The following is a 24,438-nucleotide window of genomic DNA, read 5'->3' on the forward strand; positions in this document are numbered from 1 at the left end:
GGCGAAGCTCCCCGTGCCATCGGTGGCCGGTGGCGGCCTGCCGACAGCACCGTGCGCGAGCCCGTGGGGGCGGGCATGCTTCAGGCAACTATACTGCCTGCCTCCGCCTTTTCAACCGCTTCCGAGGCTCACGGGCATTGCCGCAGTTCCCCGGCCAGCCAGTCGATCACGGGCCGGAACCGGGAAGCGCCGCGAAACTCCTGCGGATATGCCAGCCAGATTTCCCGTACGACCTCCGGCACCTCGCGCACCAGCGCGAGCCGGGCATCGTCCCGCGCCAGGTAGTGCGGCAGCAGGCCGATGCCCAAGCCGTTGCGAATGGCCTCGCGCACTGCCAGCAGGTTGTTCGACTGGAAGCCCGTGCGTGCCGCCAGCGTGCGCGTCCATTCGGATTCCGGCAACGCCAGGCCTTCGTCCAGCAAGCCGCACAATGGCGCGCCGTCGAGATCCTGCTCGCGCCACGGGCCGGCGTTGGCGGGCCGTAGCGGCGCATACAGGCCAAAGCCCATGCTGCCCGCGCGCTGCGCGATGGCATCGCTTTCCTGCGGCCGCGCCAGCCTTACCGCGATGTGGGCGCGGCGCCGTGCCAGGCTGGCGATGCGATTGTCCGTTTCCAGCCTGACCTCGAGTTGCGGGTGCGCGCGATAGAGCCCGAACATGCGTGGTGTCAGGAAGTGGCTGCCGAGCGCGGCGGTGCAGGCGATGCTGACCACGCCGGAGACGCCGCTGCCGGCGTCCTCCACTTGGCGCAGCAAGCGCTGCGCCGAACTCTCCATCTGCTGCGCCGCGGCCAGCGCCGAGCGGCCGGCCGCAGAGAGCGCGAACGCGCCATCGGTGCGTGTTGCCACGGGCTTGCCGAGCGCCGTCTCCAGCCGCCGGATGCGGCGGATCGCTGTCGCGTGCGTGACTTCAAGCTCGCGGGCACAGGCCGAGTAGTTGCCGGTGCGGATCAGCGTGGACAGGGTGAGCAGGTCATCCCAGTGGAGTGAACGTTTTTGCACAATGGATGTGAGCCAGTTGAGAATTGGCGAACAGCATAGCGCGGCTTATCATCGCTTGCATGGTAGTCACCCTGGTGGCGCCTGCCCGTGTATTCCCACGCCGTTTCCGACATCTGACGCACAAGCACTAGGAGCCATGATGACCACACCCTTTACCCTGCTCGACCTCGCCGGCGCCAGCCGCCTTCCTTCGGCGTGGGAAGCTGCCACGCTGGTGCTGATCGACCACCAGCGCGAGTATGTCGACGGCAAGCTCCCGCTGGTGGGCATGCCCGCTGCCATCGCGGCCTGCGGCGAGCTCCTGGCGCTGGCGCGCCAGCATGGCAGCCCGGTGGTGCACGTGGTGCATCACGGGCGGGCCGGCAGCGGCGGCGCCTTCGATCCCGAGGGCCCGTATGCGGCCATCATCCAAGGGCTGGAGCCGCTTGGCGGCGAGCACACCGTGGTCAAGGGCCTGCCCAACAGCTTTGCCGGCACCACGCTGGCCGCCATGCTGGACAAGCTAGGGCGCAAGGAGCTGATCGTGGCGGGCTTCCAGACGCATATGTGCATCAGCGCCACGGTGCGCTCAGCGCTCGATCATGGCTATCGCAGCACCGTGGTGGCATCGGCCTGCGCCACGCGCGACCTGCCTGACCCGCTGGGCGGGGCGCCGCTCTCGGCAGCGGAAATCCACCGTCACTCGCTGGCGGCGCTGCATGACCGCTTTGCCACCGTGGTGGCTGGCCCTGGCGCCTGGGCCTGAGTTGGCGGGAACGGGGCGCAGAGGGCCACCTGATGCGTGGTGGATCCTCTGCCGACCGTATGTCCCACGCTGGTACCCATGTTAAGGAAAGTCAAAGGAAAATGCGGTGTACCGCTGGCTGGCGCCGGGTGCCGCGCGAATCCCATGCGGGGCCGTCGCAGGGCTTGCAAATTGGTGCGCCGCCCATGGGGCTGGTGCATACTACGGCCTCGCTGCCAGCCAGCGAGATCCGTCCGCAACCCGATTCTCCATTTCCATGAAACGCATTCTCCTCATCAAGATCACCTCTCTGGGCGATATGGTGCACACGCTGCCGTTGGTGTCCGACCTGCGGCGCGCCTATCCCGAGGCCAAGATCGACTGGGTGGCCGATGCGTCGTGCGCCGATATTCCGCGCTGGGCCGTGGGCGTGGATCGCGTGATCGCGCCGCCGCTGCGCGGCTTCAAGAAATCCCGCAGCTGGGCCGACCTGCGTGCCATCATCGGCGCGCTGTGGGCCCTGCGCCGCGAGAAGTACGATGTGGTGGTGGATGTGCACGGCGTGTACAAGAGCGCCATCGTGGCCTGGCTGGCGCGCTCCAGCCGGCGCCTGGGCTACGCCGCCGAGTACCTTGGCGAGGCGCGCGCCGTGTTTGCCTACACGCAGATCTTCGGGCCGCATGGCGACGCTACCGCGCGCCACAAGATGCGCATGGTGGTGGCCAACGCGCTTGGCTATCCGCTGGATCCCGTTGAGCATTACGCGCTGCGCGTGCCCGCGCCCGCGGCGCCGCTCAATGCCGATGGCGTGCCGCGCGCGATGCTGTTCCACGCGACTTCCGTCGAGGCCAAGAAATGGCCTGCGCAGCGCTGGATCTCGGTCGGCAGGACGCTCACCGAGCGCGGCTACCGGATCCAGCTGCCCTGGGGCTCGCCCGCGGAGCGCGAGCAATCCGAAGCCCTGGCAGCGGAGATCCCCGGTGCCGAGGTCCTGCCGCGCATGACCATTACCGAATGCGCGCAACGGGTGGATGCCGCCGCGCTCGTGGTTGGCACCGATACCGGTTTCGTGCATCTGGCGGATGCGCTGGGCAAGCCGTCGGTGATGCTGTTCACGGTAACCGACAGCCAGCACTTCGGCATTAACACGCCCGGGCAGTCCGTCTCCGTTGGCGCGCGTGGCGTGGTGCCGGAGATTGCGGACGTGCTCGCCGCGATCGGCCAGGTCACGGCCGGCCAGTCCAGGCCGCAACTGGTGGCCGCCAGCCAGGGCTGATCGCCGCCCGCCCCGCCGCAACGGCGGGGCGTCCTGTCCACTTGCGCGGTACCGGCAGTGCCCGGCGCCCGCGCCGCTTCCCTTGTTCATCACGGAATGCAGGCCGTCCATCCGGGCGGCCGTCTGCGTTGCCCACGCTTGCCCGCATTTTTGCCTTGTGTTCTATATCGACCGATATATAATGCGTTCTATATCGTGTGATACAGAAACTATCCACCCCGACCGACCCAAGTCAGGCAAGCCGGAGCCACCATGGCGCGACCACGCGAATTCGATGAGCAGCAGGTGCTGGAGGCAGCGGGAGACGCATTCTGGGCGAATGGCTTCGAGGCCACCTCCACACGCGATCTCGTGAAGTGCACGGGCTTGACGCAGCCCAGCCTGTACAACGCCTTCGGCGACAAGCGCGGGTTGTTCCTGCGGGCGCTGGAGCACTACCTAGACCGTACCCTGCGCGAGCGCATCGGCCGGCTGGAATCTTCGCAATCGCCAGCGCATGCCATTGCGGCGTTCTTTGGCGAGATCGTCGAGCGCTCGGTCGCGGACGTGCAGCACCGCGGCTGCATGCTGGTCAATGCCGCGGTGGAGTCCACGCCCGGCGACGAAGCCTGCCGGAAAGGCATCGCCGACGAACTCGCCCAGATCCAGGATTTTTTTCAGCGCTGCATGGTAGCGGGGCAGGCGAGCGGCGAGATTCCCGCGGCCATGCCGGCGGCGGATGCGGCTGCGCATCTGCTGGCGGTGCTGCTCGGCGTGCGCGTGCTGGCCCGGGTCAGGCCCGAACGGGCATTGCTGACGGGGGCTGTTGCCCCAGCGCTTAGCCTGCTGGGCCTGCCGCCGCTGCCCGCCGGACCGCGCACGGCATGAGCTCGCATGAGCTCGCATGAGCGCAACAAACGCACACACCGTATCCGTAGGAATGCATCATGTCCGAGCACACAGCCACCATCCCCGGTCCCATGGCATCGACACTCGATGCCCGCGCGTTGTTCGCCACACTGGCCGGGTTGTGCGCCAGCCTGGTGGCCATCGGCCTGGCGCGCTTCGCCTACACGCCGCTGATTCCGCCGCTGATCCAGGCGCAGTGGTTCACGTCGTCGCAGGCGGTGACGCTGGGCGCGGCGAACTTCGCGGGCTACCTGGCCGGCGCGCTGCTGGGCCGTCCGCTTGCCACGGCGCTGTCGAACCGTAATGCGCTGCGTCTGCTGATGGTGATTGCCACCGCCGCGTTCTTTGCCTGCGCGTATCCGTTGTCGGTGAGCTGGTTCTTTGTCTGGCGCTTTGCTTCCGGCGTGTCCGGCGGCGCCATCATGGTGCTGGTCGCCACCACGATCCTGCCGCATATCCCGGCCGCGCGGCGCGGCTTTGCCAGCGGCATGATCTTCCTGGGGCTCGGGCTGGGCATCGCCGCCTCGGGCACCATCATTCCGGAGTTGCTGCGCCTGGGTTTGAAGGACACGTGGATCGGCCTGGGCGTGTTCGCGGCTATCCTCACCGCCGTGAGCTGGTTCGGTTGGCCGGGCGCCACACCGGCGGCACCGGTGGTAGCGGCGTCCAGCGTGAACGCAAGGCCGGCTCGGCGTGCGAGCACCGCCATGCGCGTGCTGTACGGCCAGTACGCCGCGAACGCGCTGGGCCTTGTGCCGGCCATGGTGCTGCTGGTCGACTACGTGGCGCGCGGGCTCGGCCGAGGCGCGGAGATTGGCGCAGGCTACTGGGTCTTGTATGGTGTTGCTGCCATCGCCGGCCCCCTGGTGTGCGGCAACGTGGCCGACCGCATCGGCTTTGGCCCTGCCTATCGGCTCGCGTTGCTGTTGCAGGCGATCGCCGTGGGTACGCTCGCGTTGTCGGGTAGCCCGGTGCTGGTCGGCGTCGCCACCGTGGTCCTGGGCCTGTTCACGCCCGGCATCGTGCCGCTCGTGCTTGGACGCATCCACGAGATGGTGCCGCATGACCACGCCGAGCAGCGCGCCGCGTGGAGCCGTGCCACCACCGCTTTCGCGCTGTTCCAGGCGCTTGGCGGCTACGGCTACTCGTACCTGTTCACGCTGTCCCACAACAATTACGCGCTGATCTTCCTGTGCGGCGCCGCGGCATTGGGCCTGGCGCTGGTCGCCGATCTCGTCACGCGGCGCGCGCCGCTTGCGGTGGCTGCGCACTGAAATGGCGCGACGACGCAAAAAAACCAGGCGTTCTAGAATGAGATGCCATGCCTGCCGCAAGCCGGCGCTACAGACAGCAAGGAGTCTCTCCCATGAGTGAAAGTCAGTTGTTCCAACCCTTTTCGATTGGCAATCTACGGCTGGAAAACCGCATCGTGATCGCGCCCATGTGCCAGTACTCGGCCGAGGAAGGCTCGGCCGCCGACTGGCACATGATCCACCTTGGCCAGCTCGCGCTGTCGGGCGCCGCGATGCTGATCATCGAGGCCTCGGCCGTGTCGCCGGAGGGGCGCATTACGCCGGGGGATCTCGGCCTGTACTCGGATGCAAACGAGGCGGCGCTCGGCAAGGTGATCAAGGCCGTCAGGGCGCATTCGCCGATCGCGCTGGCGATACAGCTGGCGCATGCCGGGCGCAAGGCATCGAGCCACGCACCCTGGGAAGGCGGTAGCCAGATCCGGCCGGACCAGCCGTCAGGCTGGAAGACACTGGCGCCATCCGCCGTGCCGCACGCCGAGGGCGAGGATGCGCCGTTGGCGCTCGACCGCGCGGGCATGGACAAGGTGCGGGACGATTTCGTTGCCGCGGCCAGGCGCGCGGCCCGCCTCGGGCTCGATGGCATCGAGCTCCACATGGCGCATGGCTACCTGCTGCATCAGTTCCTGTCGCCGCTGGCGAACAAGCGCGATGACGAATACGGCGGCAGCCTGGAGAACCGCATGCGGTTCCCGATCGAGGTGTTCGACGCCGTGCGCGCGGCTTTTCCCGCGGACAAGCCAGTCTGGGCCCGCATCTCGGCCACCGACTGGGTGCCGGGCGGGTGGGATATCGAAGGCACGATCGCGCTGTCGAACGCGCTCAAGGCACGTGGCTGCGCGGCCATCCATGTGACCACCGGCGGCGTTTCGCCGGCGCAGGCGATCAAGCTGGGGCCGGGCTACCAGGTGCCTTACGCACAGCGGGTCAAGGCGGAGGTGGGCTTGCCGACCATCGCGGTGGGGCTCATCACCGAGCCCGAGCAGGCGGAGGCCATCATCGCCAACGGCGAAGCCGATGCGGTGTCGCTGGCGCGCGCCATGCTCTACGATCCGCGCTGGGCATGGCATGCGGCGGCCAAGCTTGGCGCGCAGGTGCATGCGCCAAAGCAATACTGGCGCTCGCAGCCGCGCGAGTACAAGGACCTGTTCATTGATGCCAGTTTCGGGCAGCGCTAGGCTGCGCCGGAAAGCAAGCGGCGTCCGGATTCCGCGGGGCAAGCCGGACGCCGTCGCCTTGCACAGGCTCAGCCAGTCGATCCATCAATCGGCCTGGATGCCGAACTCCTTGACGATCTTGGCGTAGCGTGCCGAGTCCGACGCGATCAGCTTGCTTAGCGTTGCGGGCTCGCCGCCAACGGGCGTGATGGCGATGGTTGCCATGCGTGCCACCACGTCAGGCATTTTCAGGATGTCGTTGACGTGCGTATTCAGCATTTTCACCAACTCCGGCGGCAGTCCCTTGGGTGCCAGCAGCGCTTGCCACGCGCCTACCTCGACATCCTTGTAGCCCAGCTCCGCGAGCGTCGGCACGTTCGGCGCGAACGGCGAGCGCTTCATGTCCGCGACGGCCAGCGGCACGATGGCGCCCGTCCCTATGTATTGCGCCACCGCGCCCAGCGTGGAGTACGTCATCGGCACTTGCCCGCCGAGTACGTCGACCACCGCCGGCGCGGTGCCGCGATACGGCACCTGTGAGAGGTTCACGCCCGCGGCCTTGTTGAACAGCTCGCCAAGGATGTGCATGGGCGATCCGTTGCCGGGCGTGGCGTAGGTCTGCACCGTACCCGCCTTGGCGCGCGCGACCAGCTCAGGCAGCTTGGTGATGCCGGTGCCTTTGTTGACCACCACGAATAGCGACTGCACGCCAAGCTGGGCCACCGGCGTGAAATCGCCGCGCACGTCGTAGCTGGCGCCCGTGCCGTTCTTGAGCACCAGCGGCGCGATGGCAACGGTGTTGGGCGCGACCAGCAAGGTGTAGCCATCGGCGGCGGATTTGGCGACGTACGAACTGCCGATGGTGCCGGCCGCGCCGGTGCGGTTCTCGACCACCACGGACTGGCGCAGGCGCGCCGAGAGTTTCTCGGCGAGCAGGCGGGCCAGTACGTCGGTGTCGCCGCCGGCCGGGTAGGCAACGACCAGCGTGATGGGTTTGGTGGGGTAGGCCTGCGCTCCTGCGCCGCCTGCCATCATGGCCGTCGTGGCCGCGATGGCAGCAAACAGAATGCGAGTTGCGAGCTTCATGGGGAAACGCCTCTAGGTTGACTTCGTGCTGGCATGCAGCGCGTTGCGCGCTGCATGCCAGCCAGTGCCGCGCAGCGACGCGCCGGCGCTTAGAACGTGTGCTTGATGCCGATCATCGTGCCCAGCTGGTTGCCGCCGGGCTTCGGGTTGGAACCCGTCTGGGCACCGCTGACCGACAGGGCGAGCTGGCCGCCGTTGTCGATGAAGCCAGCCGTGGCGTACACGGAGGTGCGCTTGGAGAAGGCGTAGGTACCACGCAGCGCGTACAGCATCGCCTTGTTGTCGCTGTTGTGGTACTTGAGGTAGTAGACCTGGCCGGCCAGCGTGAAGGCTGGCGTAATGTCATATGCCAGGCCCGCATACCAGAGGTCGCTGCGCGGTGTGGGGCTGCCGTCATTGTCGCGGCGGATCACGCCCAGGCCCATCTTGGTCTTGGACAGCAGCACGTAGCCATTGAGCGAGAGCCGGTCGTCCGTCTGGTTGCTCTTGGTCAGGCCGCCAAACGCGCCAGGCCCGCCACGCAGCGAGTCATAGGCCGCGGCCACGCCCCACCATTTGTTGTCGTACTGGAGCAGGGCCGACCATTCGCGGCATTGCTTGCTGTCGGCAGCATTCTCGCCCGCGCAGTTTGTGCCGGCCGGGCTCGGGCCCGCGTTCACCGTGTCGCGGCCAAAGCTATAGGTAGCACCTACCGTGAAGCCGCCAAAGGTGCCCTTGTAAGACACTGCGTTATCGGCGCGCGCGTTCGGCAGATAGCTGTCGAGCGAGCCCGAGCCGTACACGTTGGGGCCGAGGATGTCCGGGTCCAGCGTGGCCCAGAACAGCATGGTGTACTGCCGGCCCAGGGCGACCTGGCCCCAGGGGCCGGAAAGTCCCACCAATGCCTGCCGGCCGAACAGGCGCGCGCCCTGGTTGGATGTGCCGGAATCGGGGGCGAATCCGGATTCGAGCACAAACAGGCTCTTGAGCCCGCCACCGAGATCCTCCGTGCCGCGGATGCCCCAGCGCGATGGCACCGTGCCCGTCAGCGTGTTCACGCGGGCCACGTTGTCCTTCGCCGCGCCAACATTGTTCACATACTCGATACCGGTATCGACGACGCCATACAGCGTCACCGTCGATTGGGCCGAGGCCAGCATGGGTACTGCGGCTGCAAGGGCAGCCAGTGCAATCCGTCCAAGTTTCATCGTTCGTTTCCTCTTCCTTTTCCTTTTCCGCCGTGTCGATCGGTTGGCGTTGCAGCGCTTCGTCAGGCCATCTTCGAGCTGGGTCCGTGCATACCGTAATGAGCACTTTCCATCTTCTTGTGTTTTATATATAAAACATCAGATTACATAAGAAACAACGAGCAAAATATAGCTGTTCATTTCGGGAAACACATGGGTGGGTAATCCCTAGTGATGCGGAGAAGCGACGAGTGGCCTGCACCAGTACGGCGCTGTTGCGCACCATGCTGCGCAACAACGAAGACGGTGGGCGCGCAGCCGCCAGGCCGGCGAGCCGCGCCCGTATTGGTACGCAAGGCTGTGCCAAGCCGTTGCGCCAAAAAGGGGATTTGCGGGGGCTCCAACGTCGGCGGAGAGCCGGGCCTGACGAAGTTTTTTTTGCAGGGGGTTAACCCGGATCAATTTCCAGATTCAGGCGGTCTATATTTCTTAGGTTTTATTCGCAAACTATGGTTTCATATATGGAACAAATTAACCCAGCGCAGCTACCCCAGCCGGATGAAGCGTTGCTCCGCGCACTCGATAGCGGCTTCAGCGAGCGGCGCATAGCCGCCGGCCGCGACGGCGCGCCACTCGCTTACCGGTGCGGCGGCAGCCACGGGCCTGTGGTGGTGCTGCTGCATGGCATCAGTTCCGGCGCGGCCTCCTGGCTGTCGTGCGCAAGCCTGCTGGCGGCGCACGCGCGCGTGATTGCGTGGGACGCGCCCGGCTATGGCAATTCGCCGGCCCTGCCCATCGCAGCGCCCAAGGCTGCCGACTACGCGCTGCGCCTGCAGGACCTGATGCGCGCCCTGGACGTACGGCCTGATGTGATCGTGGGGCACTCGCTCGGCGCGCTGATGGCGGCCGCCTATGTGGCCGAGGCTAGCCCGGCGCTGCTGCCCGCGCAGTTGTTGCTGCTGAGCCCGGCGCAGGGATACGGCGGTCCCGGCAGGCAGGACAAGGCAAGGGACGTGGCGCGCCAGCGGCTCGAAGCGCTCGCGGCTGTGGGCGTGGAAGGCCTGGCCGAGCGGGGTCCCGGCCGCCTGCTGAGCGCCGCGGCCAGCGCCGATGTGCAAGCCTGGGTGCGCTGGAATATGCGCCGGCTGGATCCGGACGGTTACCGGCAGGCGGTGGCGATGCTGTGCGGCGATGCCATTGACGATTACCTTGGGCGCCGGGGGCAGGGCGTCAAGGTGCGGGTCGGCTGCGGCGCGCTGGATGTCGTGACGCCGCCGCCCGGGTGCGCGGCGCTGGCGGAGCGCTTTGCCTTGCCGTTCGAGCTGATCCCGGATGCCGGGCATGCCTGCTACGTGGAGCAGGCCAGCCGGGTCGCGCGCTGGATTCGCCACGGGCTTGCCGCGGCCTAGCTTTCCCACTTCCTGTTCCTCGTCCTGTTCCTTCGTACCCACCCGCCTCAGGCCGCCGCGCCGATGCCGATGCCACGTTCTCGTGGCATTGGTAGATCAAAAGGGTAAACCCCAGTCAATTTTTGAAGTTTCGTTGTCTATAGTGGTGTCTGTGTTCAATATTTAAATCAGCGTTTTATATATGAAACAAAACGCTCGGTTAGCCGGTTGGCAATAAGGGAAAGGAGTAGCGCAATGGAAAACCTCGCATACAACCCGAATCTGGCGCCCTGGGAGCGTCCGGCTCCGAACAATGTCGCCGGCAAGGGCCACATCGAGCAGCCCGGCAAGGTCGCCAACATCGTGTGGCAGACCCGCGCCGCCATGCCCACCGCCTACGAAGACGCGCTGGGCGATGCGCTGGAGGCTGCCTTCGAGGCCGGTGCGAAAAGCCCGGAAGACATCGTGCGTTCGTTCAACCAGGCGGGATTGCTGGGCGCGGATGGCCAGGCCTGGACCGAAGCGCGTTTCCTCGCCGAAATGCGTCGCCTGGGCGCCTGAACGAGGCGCCACGCAGTTCAAGAACATCAAAGCGATTGCGTCGCGAAGGGCAGAGCCATCAGGCGCCCCTCGAAAGAGCGATCCGATCCGGTACCCGCAAGAGAGCAAACAATGGAATCGAACAAGCAAGCGCGTGCCGAGGCGCGCCTGAACACCGGCCTGCACAACTATTGGTATCCGGTATCGGCCGCATGGGCGGTCACGCATGCACCGGTCGGCATTACGCGCCTGGGCCAGAACATCGTGCTGTGGCGCGATGGCGAAGGCCAGGTGCACGCGCTGGAAGATCGCTGCCCGCACCGCGGTGCGCGCCTGTCGATGGGCTGGAACCTTGGCGACCGCGTGGCCTGCTGGTACCACGGCGTGGAAGTGGGTGGCGATGGCCAGGTCAAGAGCGTACCGGCCGTGGACAGCTGCCCGCTTGAAGGCAAGACCTGCGTGCGCAGCTACCCCGTGCAGGAAAAGGCCGGTGCCATCTTCCTGTGGTTCGGTGAGCGCGCTCCAGCGCAAGCCGATGCGCTGCGCCTGCCGGAAGAACTGGAAAGCGACGAGCACACCAATTTCCTGTGCGTGGCGCACTGGGACTGCAACTACCGCTATGCCATCGACAACGTCATGGACCCGATGCACGGCGCCTACCTGCACGCGGTGTCGCACTCGATGGCCAGCGGCGAAAAGCAGGCTGTGATGGCCGTGCGCGAGACCGACACCGGCCTGGTGTTCGAGAAGACCGGCCAGCGCGGCGTGAACTTCGACTGGGTGGAGTTCGGCGAAACCGGCACGATGTGGTTGCGCCTGGCCATCCCGTATCGCGCCAAGGTGGGCCCTGGCGGTCCCTTCGGCATCGTTGGCATCGCTACGCCGGTGGGTGAGGAGCACTGCATGGTGTTCTTCTGGCGCACCCGTCACGTGCAGGGTTGGGAGCGCGATGTCTGGCGCTTCCTGTACCGCAACCGCCTGGAGGGCCTGCACTGGGACGTGCTGGAGCAAGACCGCGTGGTGCTGGAAATGATGGCGCCGAACGCGCGCGAGCATGAAACGCTGTACCAGCACGATGTCGGCATCACCCGCGTGCGCCGCCTGCTGCGCCGCCGTGCCGACCAGGAAGTCGCCGACGAGCCCGTTGCCATGTTGAAGCCGGTTGGCGGGGTGGCAAGCCATGCCTGAGATCGATCGCCACAACCTGCTGGCTGGCCGGCGCGTGCTGGTGACCGGCGCCGCGCGCGGGCTTGGCCTGGCCTTCGCCACCGCGATTGCCGAAGCCGGCGCCGCCGTCGCCATGGCGGACATTCTCGCGGACCGCCTGCACGAGGAAGCGGCTGCGCTGCAGGCCCGCGGGCTGACGGCGCTGCCGTTTGTGCTCGACCTGGGCAACTCCGAATCGGTGACGGCCTGCGCCAACGCGGCGGCGGCCGGGCTGGGTGGCCTGGACGGCCTGGTCAACAACGCCGCGGTGACCGATTCCGGTGGCCGCGACGCCAGCGCGATCGACATCGCCACCTGGGACCGCGTGATGAATATCAACGTGCGCGGCACCTGGCTGATGACCACCGCCTGCCTGCCGGCGCTGCGCGCCTCGGGCCGCGGCGCCATCATCAACCTGGCGTCCGACACGCCGCTGTGGGGCGCGCCCAACCTGCTGGCCTACGTGGCCAGCAAGAGCGCCATCATCGGCATGACCCGTTCGCTGGCGCGCGAGCTGGGCGACGACCAGATCACCGTCAATGCCATCGCACCGGGGCTGACCCTGGTGGAGGCAACCGAATACGTGCCCCAGAAGCGGCGCGACCTCTATCGCGAGCAACGCGCGATTTCCCGCGAGCAGCTACCCGAGGATGTCTCCGGGGCCGTGCTGTTCGCCCTGTCCGACCTGTCCCGCTTCGTGACGGGCCAGACGCTGGCCGTCAACGGCGGCTTCGTCATGCACTGAGCTAGAAGGAATCCAAATGAGCGATCTTTCCCAACAAGACAATATCAAGCGTTCCTGGGAGCAGCCGTCCGGCGCTTCCTTCGACCAGTGGATGGAGAGCCGCGTCGCGCGTTTCTCCACCCGCCGCTACGACTGGGACGCGCTGAAGTTCCAGGCTGACTACGATCCCAAGTACCGCCGTGCGCAGATGCGTTACCTCGGCACCGGCGGCACCGGCGTGGCCACCGACACCAATACCGTGCCGTCCGAGAATTTCACCTTCTCGACCATGATCATCCCGGCCGGCCACGAAGGCCCGTCGCACCTGCACACGGACGTGGAAGAAGTCTTCTTCGTCATGCGCGGCAAGATCAAGCTGATCCTGGAAAAGGACGGCGAGCGTTTCGAAACCATCCTGACCGACCGCGACCTGGTCTCGGTGCCCCCCGGCGTGTACCGCGAGGAAATCAACATCGGCGAGGAAGACGCGCTGATGTGCGTGATGCTCGGCGCCAAGAAGCCGATCACGCCGACGTACCCGCCCGAGCATCCGCTCACCAAGGTCAAGCGCTGAACAGCGCGCGGCCGGCGCGCCAATCGGGGTGCCGGCCCAGTTGAAACACAAGCCATCTCATGACTCAAGAACGCCTGTCGGAAGACACCCAGGACAAGTACATCGTGCCCGGACTGGAACGCGGCCTGCGCCTGCTGGCCGAGTTCAGCCGCCGCGACCGCACCTTGTCGGCGGCCGACCTGGCGCGCCGGCTCAAGGTGCCCCGCTCCACGGTGTTCCGGCTGCTGGCCACGCTCGAGATGATGGGCTTTGTCGAACGCACCGACGGCGGCCGCGACTACCGCCTCGGCATGGCGGTGCTGCGCCTGGGTTTCGAATACCTGGCTTCGCTGGAACTCACCGAGCTGGGGCGCCCGCTGCTGGATCGCCTGCGCGACGACATTCGTTACCCGTGCAACCTGGTAGTGCGTGACGGCCGCTCGATCGTCTATGTGGCCAAGTCGGTGGCGCCCACGCCATTCAGCAGTTCGGTCACCGTGGGGACCCGCCTGCCGGCGCACGCCACCGTGCTCGGGCGCGTGCTGCTCGAAGACCTGACGCTGGCCGAGTTGCGCCAGCTCTATCCGGAGCCGCAACTGGAAGTGTTCACGCCCAGCACGCCGCGTACGGTCGAAGCACTGTTCGAGATGGTGCAGCGCGACCGCGAGCGCGGCGTGGTGCTGCAGGAAGCGTTCTTTGAGGCCAGCATCTCGACCATCGCGGCACCGGTGCGGGATCGTACCTGCAAGGTGGTGGCGGCGCTGGGCGTGACCATCCCGGCCTCGCGCATCGATCCGGAGCAACTGGACATGATGGAAGAGAAAGTCAGAGACACCGCGGGTGAGCTGTCTCGCCTGCTGGACTACCGCCCGCGCGAGCACGGCAAGGTGGTCAACCTGTATCGGGAGTGAGGACGATGTCCATGATTGAACTCGACGGCAAGGTTGCCGTCGTCACGGGTGGATCCTCGGGCATCGGCCTGGCCACCGTCGAACAACTGCTGGAAGCGCGCGCCGCCGTGGCGCTGTGCGGCCGCAACGAAGCGCGGCTGCGCGAAGCCGAAAGCCAACTGCGCGCACGCTTCCCCGAAGCCCGCCTGTACGCCGCCGCCTGCGACGTGCTGGACCCCGCGCAGGTGGCCGCCTTTGCCGCCGCCAGCGAGGCCGCGCTCGGCCCCGCCGACATGCTGGTCAATAACGCCGGGCAGGGCCGCGTCTCCACGTTCTCGAGCACCGAGGACGCGGCTTGGCTCGAAGAGCTGCAGCTCAAGTTCTTCTCGGTGATCCATGCCACGCGTGCGTTCCTTGCGCAACTGGAGCGCTCGGACAGCGGTGCCATCGTCTGCGTGAACTCCCTGCTGGCCGTGCAACCCGAGCCGCATATGGTGGCGACGTCCGCGGCGCGCGCCGGCGTGCATAACCTGGTGCGCTCGCTGGCAACCGAATTCGCCCCCAAGGGCATCCGCGTCAACGGCATCCTGCTCGGCCTGGTCGAGTCGGGCCAGTGGCGCCGGCGTTTCGAAGCGCGCCCGGATGCCGAGCGCGACCTCGACTGGGCCGCGTGGACCGCGCGCCTGGCGCAGCAAAAGCATATTCAACTTGGCCGTCTTGGCCTGCCGCAGGAAGCCGCACGCGCGATCCTGTTCCTTGCCTCGCCGTTGTCTTCGTACACCACGGGCAGCCACATCGATATTTCCGGAGGACTTTCCCGTCATGCGTAACGAACAGCAACAAGTCACGGTGGGCTACGCCATCGCCGCCTTCCTCGAACAATGCGGCGTCAAGGCAGCGTTCGGCGTGATCTCGATCCACAACATGCCCATCCTCGACGCGATGGGCGAGCGCGGCAAGATCCGCTTCGTGCCCGCGCGCGGCGAAGCCGGCGGCACCAATATGGCCGACGCCTGCGCCCGCACCACCGGTGGACTGGGCGTGTGCCTGACCAGCACCGGCACCGCTGCGGGCAACGCCGCCGGCGCCATGGTCGAAGCACTGACCGCCGGCACGCCGCTGCTGCACCTGACCGGACAGATCGAAACGCCGTACCTGGACCAGAGCCTGGCCTACATTCACGAGGCGCCGGACCAGCTGACCATGCTGAAGGCCATCTCCAAGGCCGCGTTCCGCATCCGCAGCGCAGATACCGCGCTGAGCACCATCAAGCTCGCCGTGCAAACCGCGCTGACCGCGCCGACCGGCCCCGTCAGCGTGGAAATCCCCATCGATATCCAGGCCGCGCTGATCCCGATGCCGACCGACCTGCGCCCGCTGGCGGTGCCCACCCATGTGCCGTCCGCCCACGCGCTGGACGAACTGGCCGAGCGCCTGTCCAAGGCAAAGCGCCCGCTGCTGTGGCTGGGTGGCGGCGCACGCCACGCTGGCGCGCAGGTCAAGCGCCTGATGGCGCTGGGCTTTGGCGTGGTCACCAGCACGCAAGGCCGCGGCATCGTGGCCGAGGACGATCCCCGCTCGCTGGGCGCGTTCAACCTGCACAAGCCGGTGGAGCAGTTCTATCAAACCTGCGACGCCATGCTGGTGGTGGGCTCGCGCCTGCGCGGCAATGAAACGCTGAAGTACGAACTGAAGCTGCCGCGCCCGCTGTTCCGTGTGGATGCCGATGCATCCGCCGAAGGCCGCTGCTACCAGAGCGACTACTTCGCCAGCGGCGATGCAGCGCTGGCACTCGATGGCCTGGCCGATCGCCTGGAAGGCAAGCTCAAGGTGGACCCGAACTTTGCCGCTGACCTGCGCAGCGCGCACGAGTTCGCCATGAGTGGCCTGATCGACGGCCTGGGCCCGTACTCGGCGCTGGTGGAAGCGCTGCAAGGCGCGGTGGGCCGCAATTTCAACTGGGTGCGCGACGTGACCGTCTCCAACAGCACCTGGGGCAATCGCCAGCTGCGCATTTTTGACTCCCGTGCCGGCGTGCATGCGCTGGGCGGCGGCATCGGCCAGGGCCTGGCGATGGGCATCGGCGCCGCCGTGGGCGCGGCAGTGACGGCTTCCGGCAAGAAGACATTCTGCCTGGCCGGCGACGGCGGCTTCATCCTGAACCTGGGTGAACTGGCTACCGCCGTGCAGGAGCGCGCCGACGTGGTCTTCGTGCTGATGAATGACAAGGGCTATGGCGTGATCAAGAACATCCAGGACGCGCAATACGGCGGACGGCGCCACTACGTGGACCTGCATACACCGGACTATGCGCAACTGTCGCAATCGCTGGCCCTGCGCCATCGCCGCGTCAGCAACCTGGCCGACGTGGGTGCCGCGCTGGAAGAAGCCACCATCGAATCCGGCCCGTTCCTGCTGGAAATCGACATGCTGTCCATCGGCACGTTCAAGACCGCGTTCGCAGGCCCGCCGGTCAACAAGGAAGCGGATGCCGACGCCGAGAAGACCGCACGCGCGGCCGAACGCAGCACTGTGACCGCCTGAGGGAGACGCAACATGCTGCACGTGTCGATGGTGGGATGCGGAGCGATCGGGCGCGGTGTGCTCGAGCTGCTCAAGAGCGATCCGGACGTGGTGTTCGACGTGGTGGTGGTGCCCGAGGCGCAGATGGACCAGGCCCGCCATGACGTCTCCGCGCTGGCCCCGCATGCACGGGTTGCCACCTGCCTGAGCCAGGCCGACGGACGGCCTGACCTGCTGGTGGAGTGCGCTGGCCACCATGCGCTGGAGGAGCACATCGTGCCGGCGCTGGAGCGCGGCATCGCCTGCATGGTGGTGTCGGTGGGCGCGCTCTCCGAGCCGGGCCTGGCCGAGCGGCTGGAAGCCGCGGCACGGCGCGGCGGCACGCAGGTGCAGCTACTCTCCGGCGCCATCGGTGCGATCGACGCACTGGCGGCAGCGCGCGTGGGCGGGCTGGACTCGGTGGTCTACACCGGGCGCAAGCCGCCCGGCGCGTGGAAGGACACGCCGGCCGAGGCGCTGTTCGACCTCGACGCGTTGACCGAAGCCACGGTGATCTTCGAGGGCAACGCCCGCGAAGCCGCGCGGCTCTATCCGAAGAACGCCAATGTGGCGGCTACGCTGTCGATGGCCGGCCTCGGGCTGGACCACACGCAGGTCAAGCTGCTGGCGGATCCGGGCGTGGATGAAAACGTGCACCACGTGGAAGCGCGCGGTGCCTTCGGCGGTTTCGAGCTGACCATGCGCGGCAAGCCGCTGGCGGCGAACCCCAAGACTTCGGCGCTGACAGTGTTCAGCGTGGTGCGTGCGCTGGGCAACCGTGCCCACGCCATGTCGATTTAAGCAGCGCAGCAAGGCAATCATCATGAAGCAAGACATTCTCCCCATCTGTATCGCAGGCGAGTGGCGCGTGGGCGGCGGCGAGCGCTACGCCACGCGCTACCCGGCCACCGGCGAAGTCGTCGCGGAACTGAATGCGGCAAGCCTGGACGACGTGGAAGAGGCCGTGCAGGGCGCGCATCGCGCGTTCCTCACCAGCGGCTGGGCCCAGCGCAAGCCGCACGAGCGCGCAGCCGTGCTGCATCGCGTGGCCGACCTGATCCGCGCGCGCGCCGAGCCGCTGGCTCAGCGCCAGCGCCTGGACAACGGCAAGCCCATCAGCGAGACGCGCGCGCTGGTGGCCAGCGCCGCCGGCACGTTCCAGTTCTTCGCGGCGGCCTGCGAAACCCTGGAGGAGACGCTCACGCCCGCGCGTGGTGATTTCCTCACCATGAGCGTGCATGAAGCCATGGGCGTGGTGGCCGCGATCACGCCGTGGAATTCGCCCATCGCCAGCGAGGCGCAGAAGCTGGCGCCCGCGCTGGCCGCCGGTAACGCGGTGGTGATCAAGCCCGCTGAGATCACGCCGCTGATGGCGCTGGAACTCGCCGCCATCTGCGAGGAAGCCGGCGTGCCCAAGGGCCTCATCAGCGTGCTGCCGGGCAAGGGCTCGGTGATCGGTGATGCCATTACCAAGCACCCGCTGGTGCGCCGCGTGTCCTTTACCGGTGGCACCACCACGGGACGCCATATCGCCCACATTGCCGCCGACAAGATGATGCCGGTGTCGCTGGAGCTGGGCGGCAAGTCGCCCACCATGGTGTTTGAGGACGCGGACCTGGACCACGCGGTCAACGGCGTGCTGTACGGCATCTTCAGTTCCTCGGGCGAATCGTGCATCGCGGGTTCGCGCCTGTTCGTGGCACGTTCCTTGTATGAGCCTTTCATGGACCGCCTGGCCGAGGGCGCGGCGCGCCTGCGAGTGGGCGATCCGGCCGACGAGCGCACCCAGATGGGGCCGCTGATCAGCGACCGCCATCGTGACTCGATCGAATCGTATGTGGCGCTTGGCGTATCCGAAGGCGGCCAGCTGCGTACGGGAGGCATCCGCCCCACGGTGGCGGGCTGCGAGAACGGCTACTTCTACACGCCGACCATCATCGAGGGGCTGGATAACAGCGCCCGCGTATGCCAGGAGGAAATCTTCGGGCCGGTGCTGGTGGCGATGGCCTTCGACGACGAGGACGATCTGATCGCACAAGCCAACGACAGCGTGTACGCGCTGGCGGCGGGCGTATGGACGCGCGACTACAAGCGCGCGTGGCGCTTTGCGCGTGCGGTGCAGGCCGGCAATGTGTGGATCAATACGTACAAGCAGTTCTCGATCTCGACGCCGTTCGGCGGCTGGCGCGACAGTGGGCTGGGGCGCGAGAAGGGGCGGCTGGGGATCCTGCAGTACATGGAACAAAAGAGCGTGTATTGGGGCATGCATGAACAACCGCTGCCGTGGGCTAACTAAGTGAGCGCGACGACATTGGACGCTGCAAAAGCGACACAGCAGGAGAGGGTAATGAACACGATTCTGGGCATCGACGAAATCGTCTACGGTGCCGACGACCTGGACGCCTGCCGGCGCTTCTTCGCCGACTGGGGCCTCACGCTGGTGCGCGAGGATGCGGCCGGGCTGGATTTCGAGACGCTGAACGGCTGCCGCGTGCTGGTGCGCCGCACCGACGACCCGGCACTGCCGGCGGCAATGGAAGACGGCCCGACGCTGCGCGAGGTGGTGTGGGGCGTGGACACGCAAGCCGCGCTGGACCGGATCGCGGATGCCATCCGCGCCGAGCCGGGTTTCGTCAGCACGGGCGAGCACGGCGTGCAGGGCGAGCAAGGCGAACGCGTTGGCTGCACGGATCCGAACGGCCTGGCCGTGCGCTTCCAGCTGACCCGCAAGCGCGAGGTCGAGGTGGAATGCGCCGCGATGAACACGTGGAACGACAAGCCGCGCATGAACCAGCGCAGCCCGATCTACGAACGTGCCACGCCGATCGAGGTAGGGCACGTGGTCTTCTTCGTCAAGGACGTGGCCGCCACCGAGCGTTTCTACACCGAGAGGCTGGGCTTCGTGCCGTCGGACCACTATCCGGGCCGTGGCGCCTTCCTGCGCTGCGCGCCGGACGGCGGCCACCACGACCTGTTCCTGCTGCAGCTGCCGCAGGCCAAGAGTGGGCTGAACCACGTGGCCTTTACCGTGCGCGACATCCACGAGGTGTTCGGCGGCGGCCTGCATGTGTCGCGCAGCGGCTGGGATACGCAGCTTGGCCCGGGCCGGCATCCGATTTCGTCCGCGTATTTCTGGTACTTCAAGAATCCGGCCGGCGGCCTCATCGAGTACTACGCCGATGAAGACCAGTTGGATGCCGACTGGGAGCCGCGCGATTTCGAGCCGGGTCCGACCATGTTCGCCGAATGGGCGGTGGAAGGCGGGCTGGATGGCAATACGCGCAGGCAGAAGAACGCAGGCGGCCCGCAGGGCAAGTTCCTGACGGAGAAGCGCTGAGCACGGCGTAGCAACACAGGCAACGCGGGCAACACAAGCAACGCAGGCAAGACAAGCAAGACAAGCAACACGAAGCAACCGAAGGAAGTGCCATGAGTACCAGCCAATCCCTGAGCCTGCGCGTGCAGGCCATGCGTTTCGAAGCGCGCGGCATCGTCAGCGTGGAACTGCGCGATCCGCACGGGCATGCGTTGCCCGAGTACGCGCCAGGCGCGCATATCGACCTGCATCTGGGCAATGGCCTGGTGCGCAGCTACTCGCTGTGCGGCGCGCCGGATGTGCGCGACCGCTACGTGGTGGGCGTGCTGCTCGACCGCGGCAGCCGTGGCGGCTCACGCTATGTGCATGAGCAACTGCGGGTGGGCAGCACGCTCACCGTGGCTGCGCCGCGCAACCACTTCGCGCTGGACGAGGGGGCGGCACACACGGTGCTGGTGGCCGGCGGCATCGGCGTGACGCCGATCGTGTGCATGGCGCGTCGGCTGCATGAGCTCGGGCGTTCCTTTACGTTGCTTTACTGCGCACGCTCGCGTGCGGAAGCCGCCTTCGCGGACGAGCTGGCCGCCTACGGCGACGCGGTGCGCATGCACTTCGACGACGAGGCGGGCAGCCCGCCGGACCTGTCCACGCTGCTGGCCGGGCAAGCTGCCAGCACGCACTTCTATTGCTGCGGCCCGGGCCCGATGCTGAACGCCTTCGAAGCCGCCTGCGCCGGCCATGGCTATCCCGAAGTCCATATCGAACGCTTCGCCGCCGACCCGTCGGTGGCGGCGGTGCAGGACGGCGAGTACACCGTGGCGCTGGCAAGCACGGGCAGCGAGCTGAAAGTGCCCGCAGGCAAGTCCCTGCTGGATGCCTTGCTCGAAGCGGGCATTGCGGTAGAGCACAGCTGCAAGGAAGGTGTATGCGGCTCGTGCGAGACGCGCGTGCTCGAAGGCATTCCCGAACACCGCGACGGCGTGCTCAGCAAGAGCGAGCGCGAGTCGAACCAGACCATGATGGTTTGCGTGTCAGGCTGCAAAGGCAAGCGCCTGGTCCTGGACCTCTAAGCGCGCCACCGCGCGCCGCGTCCATCGCGGCGCCAACGGTGGTGGCCATTGCCGGGCAAGTCCGGCAATGCGCCAGCGCGGGGCGGCTGCCTGCCTCGGATACTTTAGAAGAGAAACACCGTGTTGATCCAGAGACAAGAGGCCCCGCTCGCCAACGCGAGCGCCGAGGGTGTGGCGACCCCATCCAGCACCAGCACGGCAGGCGGTGGCGCGCGCGCCATTGACGCCCCCGTGGCAACCACCCGGGGCGAGATCATCGCCCGCATCGAGCGCCTGCCCAGCAATGGCATGCATGTCAGGGCGCGGCTGCTGATCGGCCTGGCCACGTTCTTCGATGGCTTCGACGTCATCGCCATCGCCGCCACGCTGCCGCTGCTGATCTCCATGTGGTCGCTCACGCCGGGGCAGATCGGCTTCCTGATCGCGGCGCCGTCGGTCGGGCAACTGATCGGCGCGCTGCTGTTTCCCGCGCTGGCCGAGCGCTTTGGCCGCCTTAACTCGATTGGCTGGAGCGCGGGCATCATCGGGCTGATGAGCATCGCCTGCGGCTTTGCGCCCTCGTTCGAGATCTTTGCCTTGCTGCGCATCGTGCAGGGCCTGGGCCTGGGCGGTGAGCTGCCGGTGGCCGCCACTTATATCAACGAAGTGACGCGTGCCCACGGGCGCGGGCGCTTCGTACTGCTGTACGAGGTGGTGTTCCCGATCGGCCTGCTGATCTCCAATGCGGTCGGCGCGTGGCTGGTGCCGCGGTTCGGCTGGACCGTGATGTACTTCATCGGCGGCGCCCCGGTCATCCTGTTCTTCATCCTGCGTCGGGCCATTCCCGAGTCGCCGCGCTGGCTGGCGGAGAAGGGCCGCCTGGCTGAGGCCGACCGCGCGCTCGCGGCGTTCGAGTCCCGCGCCAAGGGGCCGCTGGCGCCGCTGGGCGATGTATCCGCGTACGACGCGATGACCGGCAAGCACCCGCGCCGGCGTGTCCGGGATCTGCTGAGCAAGGCCTATATTGGCCGCACGCTGGCGGTGTGGATGTTGTGGGCGACCTGCGGCTTTATCCAGTACGGGCTGTCGACCTGGTTGCCGACGATCTACAAGACGGTGTATCACGCACCGCTGCAGTTGGCGCTGAACCTGGCCGCGGGCGCATCGGTGCTCGGGGTGATCGGCTCGCTGGTGTGCGCGATGATCGTCGATAAGGTGGGCCGCAAGCCGGTGATCAACGTCTCGTTCATCCTGTGCGCGATATCGCTGGCGCTGGCCGGCGTGTTCCACGCGGAGTCGGTGTACGTCGTGGCCGGGCTCTGCGCGCTCTCGCTCGGTTTCCTGGCCAGTGGCTTTATCACGGCCTACGTGTACACGCCAGAGCTGTATCCCACCAGCATCCGCGCCATGGGCTGCGGCTTTGGGGGCGCGTGGCTGAAGCTGGCGGCGATCTTCGCGCCGACGCTGGTGGCCAGCACGATCGGCTCGGGCAATCTCAGCACTGCTTTCTACGCGCTGGCGACGGTGCCGTTCGTGGCGGCGCTCACCATCCACTTCCTTGGCATCGAGACCAAGGGCAAGGTGCTCGAGCAACTCGAGGCCTGATCCGCGACGCACGACATGAAGCCCGTGGCAGCGCCAGCTGCCACGGGCTTTGTTCGTTTTCGTGCGCGCTTACTCGCCCCCGCCCCCGCCGGCGTCGCCGCGCCCGGGCGTCACGCACAGGCCGTGCAGCTTCCTCAGCGCCTGGTACATCGCGCGGCGCTCCTCCGGCTCAAGCAGCCGGATCACCTCCGCCTGGCCTTTCCTGGCCAGCGGCATCACTTGCTTATGCAGCGCCAGGCCTTCCGGCGTGATGCTGCAGATCAGCTTCTTGCGCGGGGTGTTGCCCTCGGCATCCAGCTTCACCAGCCCGCGGCCTTCGAGCAGCCGCAGCGTGCGGCTCACCAGCGCCTTGTCCGATGTGGATTGCAGCACCAATTCTGCGAAAGGCAACTGCCGTGCGTGTGCCAGCAGGGCCAGCAGGCGCCATTCGGGCACCGTGAGCGCGAACTGCTCGGCGTAGGGCAGCGTCACGGTGCGCCGCAGCGCGTTGACCAACTGGCTAAGCATCGTCGTCAGGAAGTCGTCGACATCGAGCCCGCTGCCTTGCTCGTCCAGTTGCGCCCAGGGGCAGTCGGTTTTCGGGGGCATTGCCTTGTCACCGGTGTCGGTTGTCGTTCCGGCTGCGCGCTTCATCAGATCCATGTCTTTCAGGAGATGCCGCCGGACGGCGGCTGATCAGGGGAGGGCGGAGCCGATTGTCTCATAGGGAATCCGATGTGCCGCCTTCTTCTCGTCATGATTCTCTCTTTCTGAGTTTATAAAAAATAGATATGTCAATTAGGGATTAACGTAAGTTGAGTGGTCAAAATTAGCATTCTAGTATGAATGACACGTTCCTCTCCTGAACTAATGTTTCGCTAATAAAACGCACATCGAATGCGTTCCCGTCCCTTAGCCGTGCCTAACCCCGCCCCCACCATGCCATTCCCCGCTGAAGTGGAGCGCCCCCACAGGAGCCGTAGATGAACCTTGCCCGCCGACACGTCCTTGCCACAGCGCTCGCCGCGATTGCCCTGGGAGGCGGCAGCGCCTTTGCACTCGGCTATCCCGCCAAACCGGTCACGATCGTGGTCGCCTATCCGCCGGGCGGCGACACGGACTCCATGGCGCGCATGTACGCGGAGAAGCTGTCGATGCGCCTCAAGCAGCCGGTGATCGTGGAGAACAAGCCGGGCGCCGGCGGCGTGGTCGGCAACGCCATGGTTGGACGCGCGCCGGCCGACGGCTACACGCTCTTGTTCACGCCCAACCCGTTCACGACGGCGCCGATGGTGCTCAAGCTCCCCGCCAGCGCCAGCTACGACGCGCTGCATGGCTTCACCCCGGTCATCCAGACCGGCACGCAGACCGTGCTGCTGGTGGCGTATCCGGGCGGTGGCATCAAGACCGTGCAGGAAATGGTGGCCGCGGCGAAGGCAGGCAAGCCGCTGACGTATGCCACCCCCGGCGCGGGTTCGCCCATGCATATCGCCGGCGAGTGGCTGAACCGCGCCGCTGGCGTGAAGATCCAGCATGTGCCGTACCGGGGCGTTGCGCCCGCCGTCAATGATGTCGTCGCGGGCCACGTCAACTTCGCCTACGTGACGCTGGGGCCGGTGGCCCAGTACATCAACACGGGCAAGCTGCTCGCGCTGGCCGTGACCGATCCGAAGCGCTCTGCGCTGCTGCCCAATGTGCCGACGCTGTCCGAGCTTGGCTACAAGGACGTCATCGTCGGCGCATGGCACGGCGTCATGGCGCCCAAGGGCACGCCGGCCGAGGTGGTGAAGCTGCTCAATGAGCAGCTCAACGAGATCGTCAAGATGCCGGACATCGCCGAGAAGATGGCCACCTTTGGCGCGGTGCCGGTGGGCGGCGCGCCCGCCGTGCTGGAAAAGATCAATGCTTCCGACTACGAGCGGCTGGGCAAGGTCATCAAGGATTTCGGCATTACCGCCGAGTGACGCGACGCCGGCGGCAACGCTCGCCGGCGTCTTCATGGTTTTCAGTGGTTTTCT

23 protein-coding genes are annotated in these 24,438 nt (G+C 66.8%); 19 read left to right on the forward strand and 4 right to left on the reverse strand.

What is annotated here, in order from left to right; genetic code table 11:
• Positions 1 to 128 precede the first annotated feature (128 nt).
• Positions 129 to 1,001 carry a LysR family transcriptional regulator gene (locus tag AC1RQC_RS19930; RefSeq protein WP_492809140.1) on the reverse strand — a complete coding sequence of 291 codons (873 nt, stop codon included), beginning with the start codon at positions 999 to 1,001 and terminating at the stop codon, positions 129 to 131.
• A gap of 139 nt (positions 1,002 to 1,140) precedes the next feature.
• Between AC1RQC_RS19930 and AC1RQC_RS19935 the strand changes: the two genes are divergently transcribed.
• From AC1RQC_RS19935 to AC1RQC_RS19955, 5 genes are all read left to right on the forward strand, one after another.
• The gene (locus AC1RQC_RS19935) at positions 1,141 to 1,746 is read left to right on the forward strand and encodes a cysteine hydrolase family protein (protein WP_492376116.1); all 606 of its coding nucleotides are present in this window, start codon (positions 1,141 to 1,143) and stop codon (positions 1,744 to 1,746) included.
• A 256-nt stretch (positions 1,747 to 2,002) separates the two neighbouring features.
• Positions 2,003 to 3,001: a lipopolysaccharide heptosyltransferase I gene (waaC, locus tag AC1RQC_RS19940; protein ID WP_492376111.1), complete on the forward strand. Its 999-nt coding sequence runs from the start codon at positions 2,003 to 2,005 to the stop codon at positions 2,999 to 3,001.
• Between the two features lie 252 nt (positions 3,002 to 3,253).
• Entirely contained in the window at positions 3,254 to 3,868 is a 615-nt protein-coding gene (locus tag AC1RQC_RS19945; protein WP_492376112.1) for a TetR/AcrR family transcriptional regulator, read from the forward strand.
• Between the two features lie 59 nt (positions 3,869 to 3,927).
• Positions 3,928 to 5,163 carry a YbfB/YjiJ family MFS transporter gene (locus AC1RQC_RS19950; protein ID WP_492884399.1) on the forward strand — a complete coding sequence of 412 codons (1,236 nt, stop codon included), beginning with the start codon at positions 3,928 to 3,930 and terminating at the stop codon, positions 5,161 to 5,163.
• 92 nt (positions 5,164 to 5,255) lie between these two features.
• Positions 5,256 to 6,377 (forward strand): NADH:flavin oxidoreductase/NADH oxidase, encoded by a 1,122-nt coding sequence (locus AC1RQC_RS19955; RefSeq protein ID WP_492387191.1) that lies wholly within the window; start codon positions 5,256 to 5,258, stop codon positions 6,375 to 6,377.
• Positions 6,378 to 6,461: 84 nt separating this feature from the next.
• On the opposite strand, the gene AC1RQC_RS19960 is transcribed toward AC1RQC_RS19955, so the two are convergent.
• Entirely contained in the window at positions 6,462 to 7,442 is a 981-nt protein-coding gene (locus tag AC1RQC_RS19960; RefSeq protein WP_492884401.1) for a Bug family tripartite tricarboxylate transporter substrate binding protein, read from the reverse strand.
• An 89-nt stretch (positions 7,443 to 7,531) separates the two neighbouring features.
• Positions 7,532 to 8,629 carry a porin gene (locus AC1RQC_RS19965; protein ID WP_492884403.1) on the reverse strand — a complete coding sequence of 366 codons (1,098 nt, stop codon included), beginning with the start codon at positions 8,627 to 8,629 and terminating at the stop codon, positions 7,532 to 7,534.
• A gap of 500 nt (positions 8,630 to 9,129) precedes the next feature.
• Between AC1RQC_RS19965 and AC1RQC_RS19970 the strand changes: the two genes are divergently transcribed.
• The 13 genes from AC1RQC_RS19970 (at position 9,130) to AC1RQC_RS20030 (ending at position 22,441) form a co-directional block, all read left to right on the forward strand.
• Positions 9,130 to 10,017 carry an alpha/beta fold hydrolase gene (locus AC1RQC_RS19970; protein WP_492884405.1) on the forward strand — a complete coding sequence of 296 codons (888 nt, stop codon included), beginning with the start codon at positions 9,130 to 9,132 and terminating at the stop codon, positions 10,015 to 10,017.
• 234 nt (positions 10,018 to 10,251) lie between these two features.
• Complete coding sequence (locus AC1RQC_RS19975) at positions 10,252 to 10,557, forward strand: recombinase-like helix-turn-helix domain-containing protein (protein ID WP_150983225.1); 306 nt, start codon at positions 10,252 to 10,254, stop codon at positions 10,555 to 10,557.
• A gap of 111 nt (positions 10,558 to 10,668) precedes the next feature.
• Positions 10,669 to 11,724, forward strand: coding sequence for a Rieske 2Fe-2S domain-containing protein (locus AC1RQC_RS19980; RefSeq protein ID WP_492884407.1), 1,056 nt, complete (start codon positions 10,669 to 10,671; stop codon positions 11,722 to 11,724).
• The gene (locus tag AC1RQC_RS19985) at positions 11,717 to 12,487 is read left to right on the forward strand and encodes an SDR family oxidoreductase (RefSeq protein ID WP_492884409.1); all 771 of its coding nucleotides are present in this window, start codon (positions 11,717 to 11,719) and stop codon (positions 12,485 to 12,487) included. Before AC1RQC_RS19980 ends, AC1RQC_RS19985 begins: the two co-directional genes overlap by 8 nt.
• 16 nt (positions 12,488 to 12,503) lie before the next feature.
• Positions 12,504 to 13,040: a cupin domain-containing protein gene (locus AC1RQC_RS19990; RefSeq protein ID WP_006157660.1), complete on the forward strand. Its 537-nt coding sequence runs from the start codon at positions 12,504 to 12,506 to the stop codon at positions 13,038 to 13,040.
• 59 nt (positions 13,041 to 13,099) lie between these two features.
• Positions 13,100 to 13,930: an IclR family transcriptional regulator gene (locus tag AC1RQC_RS19995; RefSeq protein ID WP_174423390.1), complete on the forward strand. Its 831-nt coding sequence runs from the start codon at positions 13,100 to 13,102 to the stop codon at positions 13,928 to 13,930.
• Between the two features lie 5 nt (positions 13,931 to 13,935).
• Positions 13,936 to 14,739: an SDR family oxidoreductase gene (locus AC1RQC_RS20000; RefSeq protein WP_492809144.1), complete on the forward strand. Its 804-nt coding sequence runs from the start codon at positions 13,936 to 13,938 to the stop codon at positions 14,737 to 14,739.
• Positions 14,732 to 16,453, forward strand: a complete 1,722-nt coding sequence (locus AC1RQC_RS20005; RefSeq protein ID WP_492375970.1) for a thiamine pyrophosphate-binding protein — start codon at positions 14,732 to 14,734, stop codon at positions 16,451 to 16,453. The genes AC1RQC_RS20000 and AC1RQC_RS20005 overlap by 8 nt, the downstream gene beginning before the upstream one ends.
• Positions 16,454 to 16,465: 12 nt before the next feature.
• Positions 16,466 to 17,272, forward strand: a complete 807-nt coding sequence (locus AC1RQC_RS20010; protein ID WP_492375971.1) for an aspartate dehydrogenase — start codon at positions 16,466 to 16,468, stop codon at positions 17,270 to 17,272.
• A gap of 22 nt (positions 17,273 to 17,294) precedes the next feature.
• Complete coding sequence (locus AC1RQC_RS20015) at positions 17,295 to 18,767, forward strand: aldehyde dehydrogenase (protein ID WP_416049127.1); 1,473 nt, start codon at positions 17,295 to 17,297, stop codon at positions 18,765 to 18,767.
• Positions 18,768 to 18,818: 51 nt separating this feature from the next.
• Positions 18,819 to 19,808, forward strand: a complete 990-nt coding sequence (locus tag AC1RQC_RS20020; protein ID WP_174423386.1) for a VOC family protein — start codon at positions 18,819 to 18,821, stop codon at positions 19,806 to 19,808.
• Positions 19,809 to 19,900: 92 nt separating this feature from the next.
• Positions 19,901 to 20,857: a PDR/VanB family oxidoreductase gene (locus tag AC1RQC_RS20025; RefSeq protein WP_492884411.1), complete on the forward strand. Its 957-nt coding sequence runs from the start codon at positions 19,901 to 19,903 to the stop codon at positions 20,855 to 20,857.
• A gap of 288 nt (positions 20,858 to 21,145) precedes the next feature.
• A complete protein-coding gene (locus AC1RQC_RS20030; RefSeq protein ID WP_492375981.1) occupies positions 21,146 to 22,441 on the forward strand; it encodes an MFS transporter in 1,296 nt (431 codons plus the stop codon).
• Positions 22,442 to 22,510: 69 nt separating this feature from the next.
• On the opposite strand, the gene AC1RQC_RS20035 is transcribed toward AC1RQC_RS20030, so the two are convergent.
• A complete protein-coding gene (locus AC1RQC_RS20035; protein ID WP_492375973.1) occupies positions 22,511 to 23,029 on the reverse strand; it encodes a MarR family winged helix-turn-helix transcriptional regulator in 519 nt (172 codons plus the stop codon).
• A 374-nt stretch (positions 23,030 to 23,403) separates the two neighbouring features.
• Between AC1RQC_RS20035 and AC1RQC_RS20040 the strand changes: the two genes are divergently transcribed.
• The gene (locus tag AC1RQC_RS20040) at positions 23,404 to 24,384 is read left to right on the forward strand and encodes a Bug family tripartite tricarboxylate transporter substrate binding protein (protein WP_492375974.1); all 981 of its coding nucleotides are present in this window, start codon (positions 23,404 to 23,406) and stop codon (positions 24,382 to 24,384) included.
• Positions 24,385 to 24,438: the final 54 nt, after the last annotated feature.

Source organism: Cupriavidus sp. GW822-FHT03E04 (genome assembly GCF_058801495.1).

What these genes read in the sequence shown, in the direction of transcription:
- AC1RQC_RS19935 (WP_492376116.1), top strand. Translation starts at nt 1,141, where the DNA reads ATGACCACACCCTTTACCCTGCTCGACCTCGCCGGCGCCAGCCGCCTT.
- waaC (WP_492376111.1), top strand. Translation starts at nt 2,003, where the DNA reads ATGAAACGCATTCTCCTCATCAAGATCACCTCTCTGGGCGATATGGTG.
- AC1RQC_RS19945 (WP_492376112.1), top strand. Translation starts at nt 3,254, where the DNA reads ATGGCGCGACCACGCGAATTCGATGAGCAGCAGGTGCTGGAGGCAGCG.
- AC1RQC_RS19950 (WP_492884399.1), top strand. Translation starts at nt 3,928, where the DNA reads ATGTCCGAGCACACAGCCACCATCCCCGGTCCCATGGCATCGACACTC.
- AC1RQC_RS19955 (WP_492387191.1), top strand. Translation starts at nt 5,256, where the DNA reads ATGAGTGAAAGTCAGTTGTTCCAACCCTTTTCGATTGGCAATCTACGG.
- AC1RQC_RS19960 (WP_492884401.1), bottom strand. Translation starts at nt 7,442, where the DNA reads ATGAAGCTCGCAACTCGCATTCTGTTTGCTGCCATCGCGGCCACGACG.
- AC1RQC_RS19965 (WP_492884403.1), bottom strand. Translation starts at nt 8,629, where the DNA reads ATGAAACTTGGACGGATTGCACTGGCTGCCCTTGCAGCCGCAGTACCC.
- AC1RQC_RS19970 (WP_492884405.1), top strand. Translation starts at nt 9,130, where the DNA reads ATGGAACAAATTAACCCAGCGCAGCTACCCCAGCCGGATGAAGCGTTG.
- AC1RQC_RS19975 (WP_150983225.1), top strand. Translation starts at nt 10,252, where the DNA reads ATGGAAAACCTCGCATACAACCCGAATCTGGCGCCCTGGGAGCGTCCG.
- AC1RQC_RS19980 (WP_492884407.1), top strand. Translation starts at nt 10,669, where the DNA reads ATGGAATCGAACAAGCAAGCGCGTGCCGAGGCGCGCCTGAACACCGGC.
- AC1RQC_RS19985 (WP_492884409.1), top strand. Translation starts at nt 11,717, where the DNA reads ATGCCTGAGATCGATCGCCACAACCTGCTGGCTGGCCGGCGCGTGCTG.
- AC1RQC_RS19990 (WP_006157660.1), top strand. Translation starts at nt 12,504, where the DNA reads ATGAGCGATCTTTCCCAACAAGACAATATCAAGCGTTCCTGGGAGCAG.
- AC1RQC_RS19995 (WP_174423390.1), top strand. Translation starts at nt 13,100, where the DNA reads ATGACTCAAGAACGCCTGTCGGAAGACACCCAGGACAAGTACATCGTG.
- AC1RQC_RS20000 (WP_492809144.1), top strand. Translation starts at nt 13,936, where the DNA reads ATGTCCATGATTGAACTCGACGGCAAGGTTGCCGTCGTCACGGGTGGA.
- AC1RQC_RS20005 (WP_492375970.1), top strand. Translation starts at nt 14,732, where the DNA reads ATGCGTAACGAACAGCAACAAGTCACGGTGGGCTACGCCATCGCCGCC.
- AC1RQC_RS20010 (WP_492375971.1), top strand. Translation starts at nt 16,466, where the DNA reads ATGCTGCACGTGTCGATGGTGGGATGCGGAGCGATCGGGCGCGGTGTG.
- AC1RQC_RS20015 (WP_416049127.1), top strand. Translation starts at nt 17,295, where the DNA reads ATGAAGCAAGACATTCTCCCCATCTGTATCGCAGGCGAGTGGCGCGTG.
- AC1RQC_RS20020 (WP_174423386.1), top strand. Translation starts at nt 18,819, where the DNA reads ATGAACACGATTCTGGGCATCGACGAAATCGTCTACGGTGCCGACGAC.
- AC1RQC_RS20025 (WP_492884411.1), top strand. Translation starts at nt 19,901, where the DNA reads ATGAGTACCAGCCAATCCCTGAGCCTGCGCGTGCAGGCCATGCGTTTC.
- AC1RQC_RS20030 (WP_492375981.1), top strand. Translation starts at nt 21,146, where the DNA reads ATGCATGTCAGGGCGCGGCTGCTGATCGGCCTGGCCACGTTCTTCGAT.
- AC1RQC_RS20035 (WP_492375973.1), bottom strand. Translation starts at nt 23,029, where the DNA reads ATGCCCCCGAAAACCGACTGCCCCTGGGCGCAACTGGACGAGCAAGGC.
- AC1RQC_RS20040 (WP_492375974.1), top strand. Translation starts at nt 23,404, where the DNA reads ATGAACCTTGCCCGCCGACACGTCCTTGCCACAGCGCTCGCCGCGATT.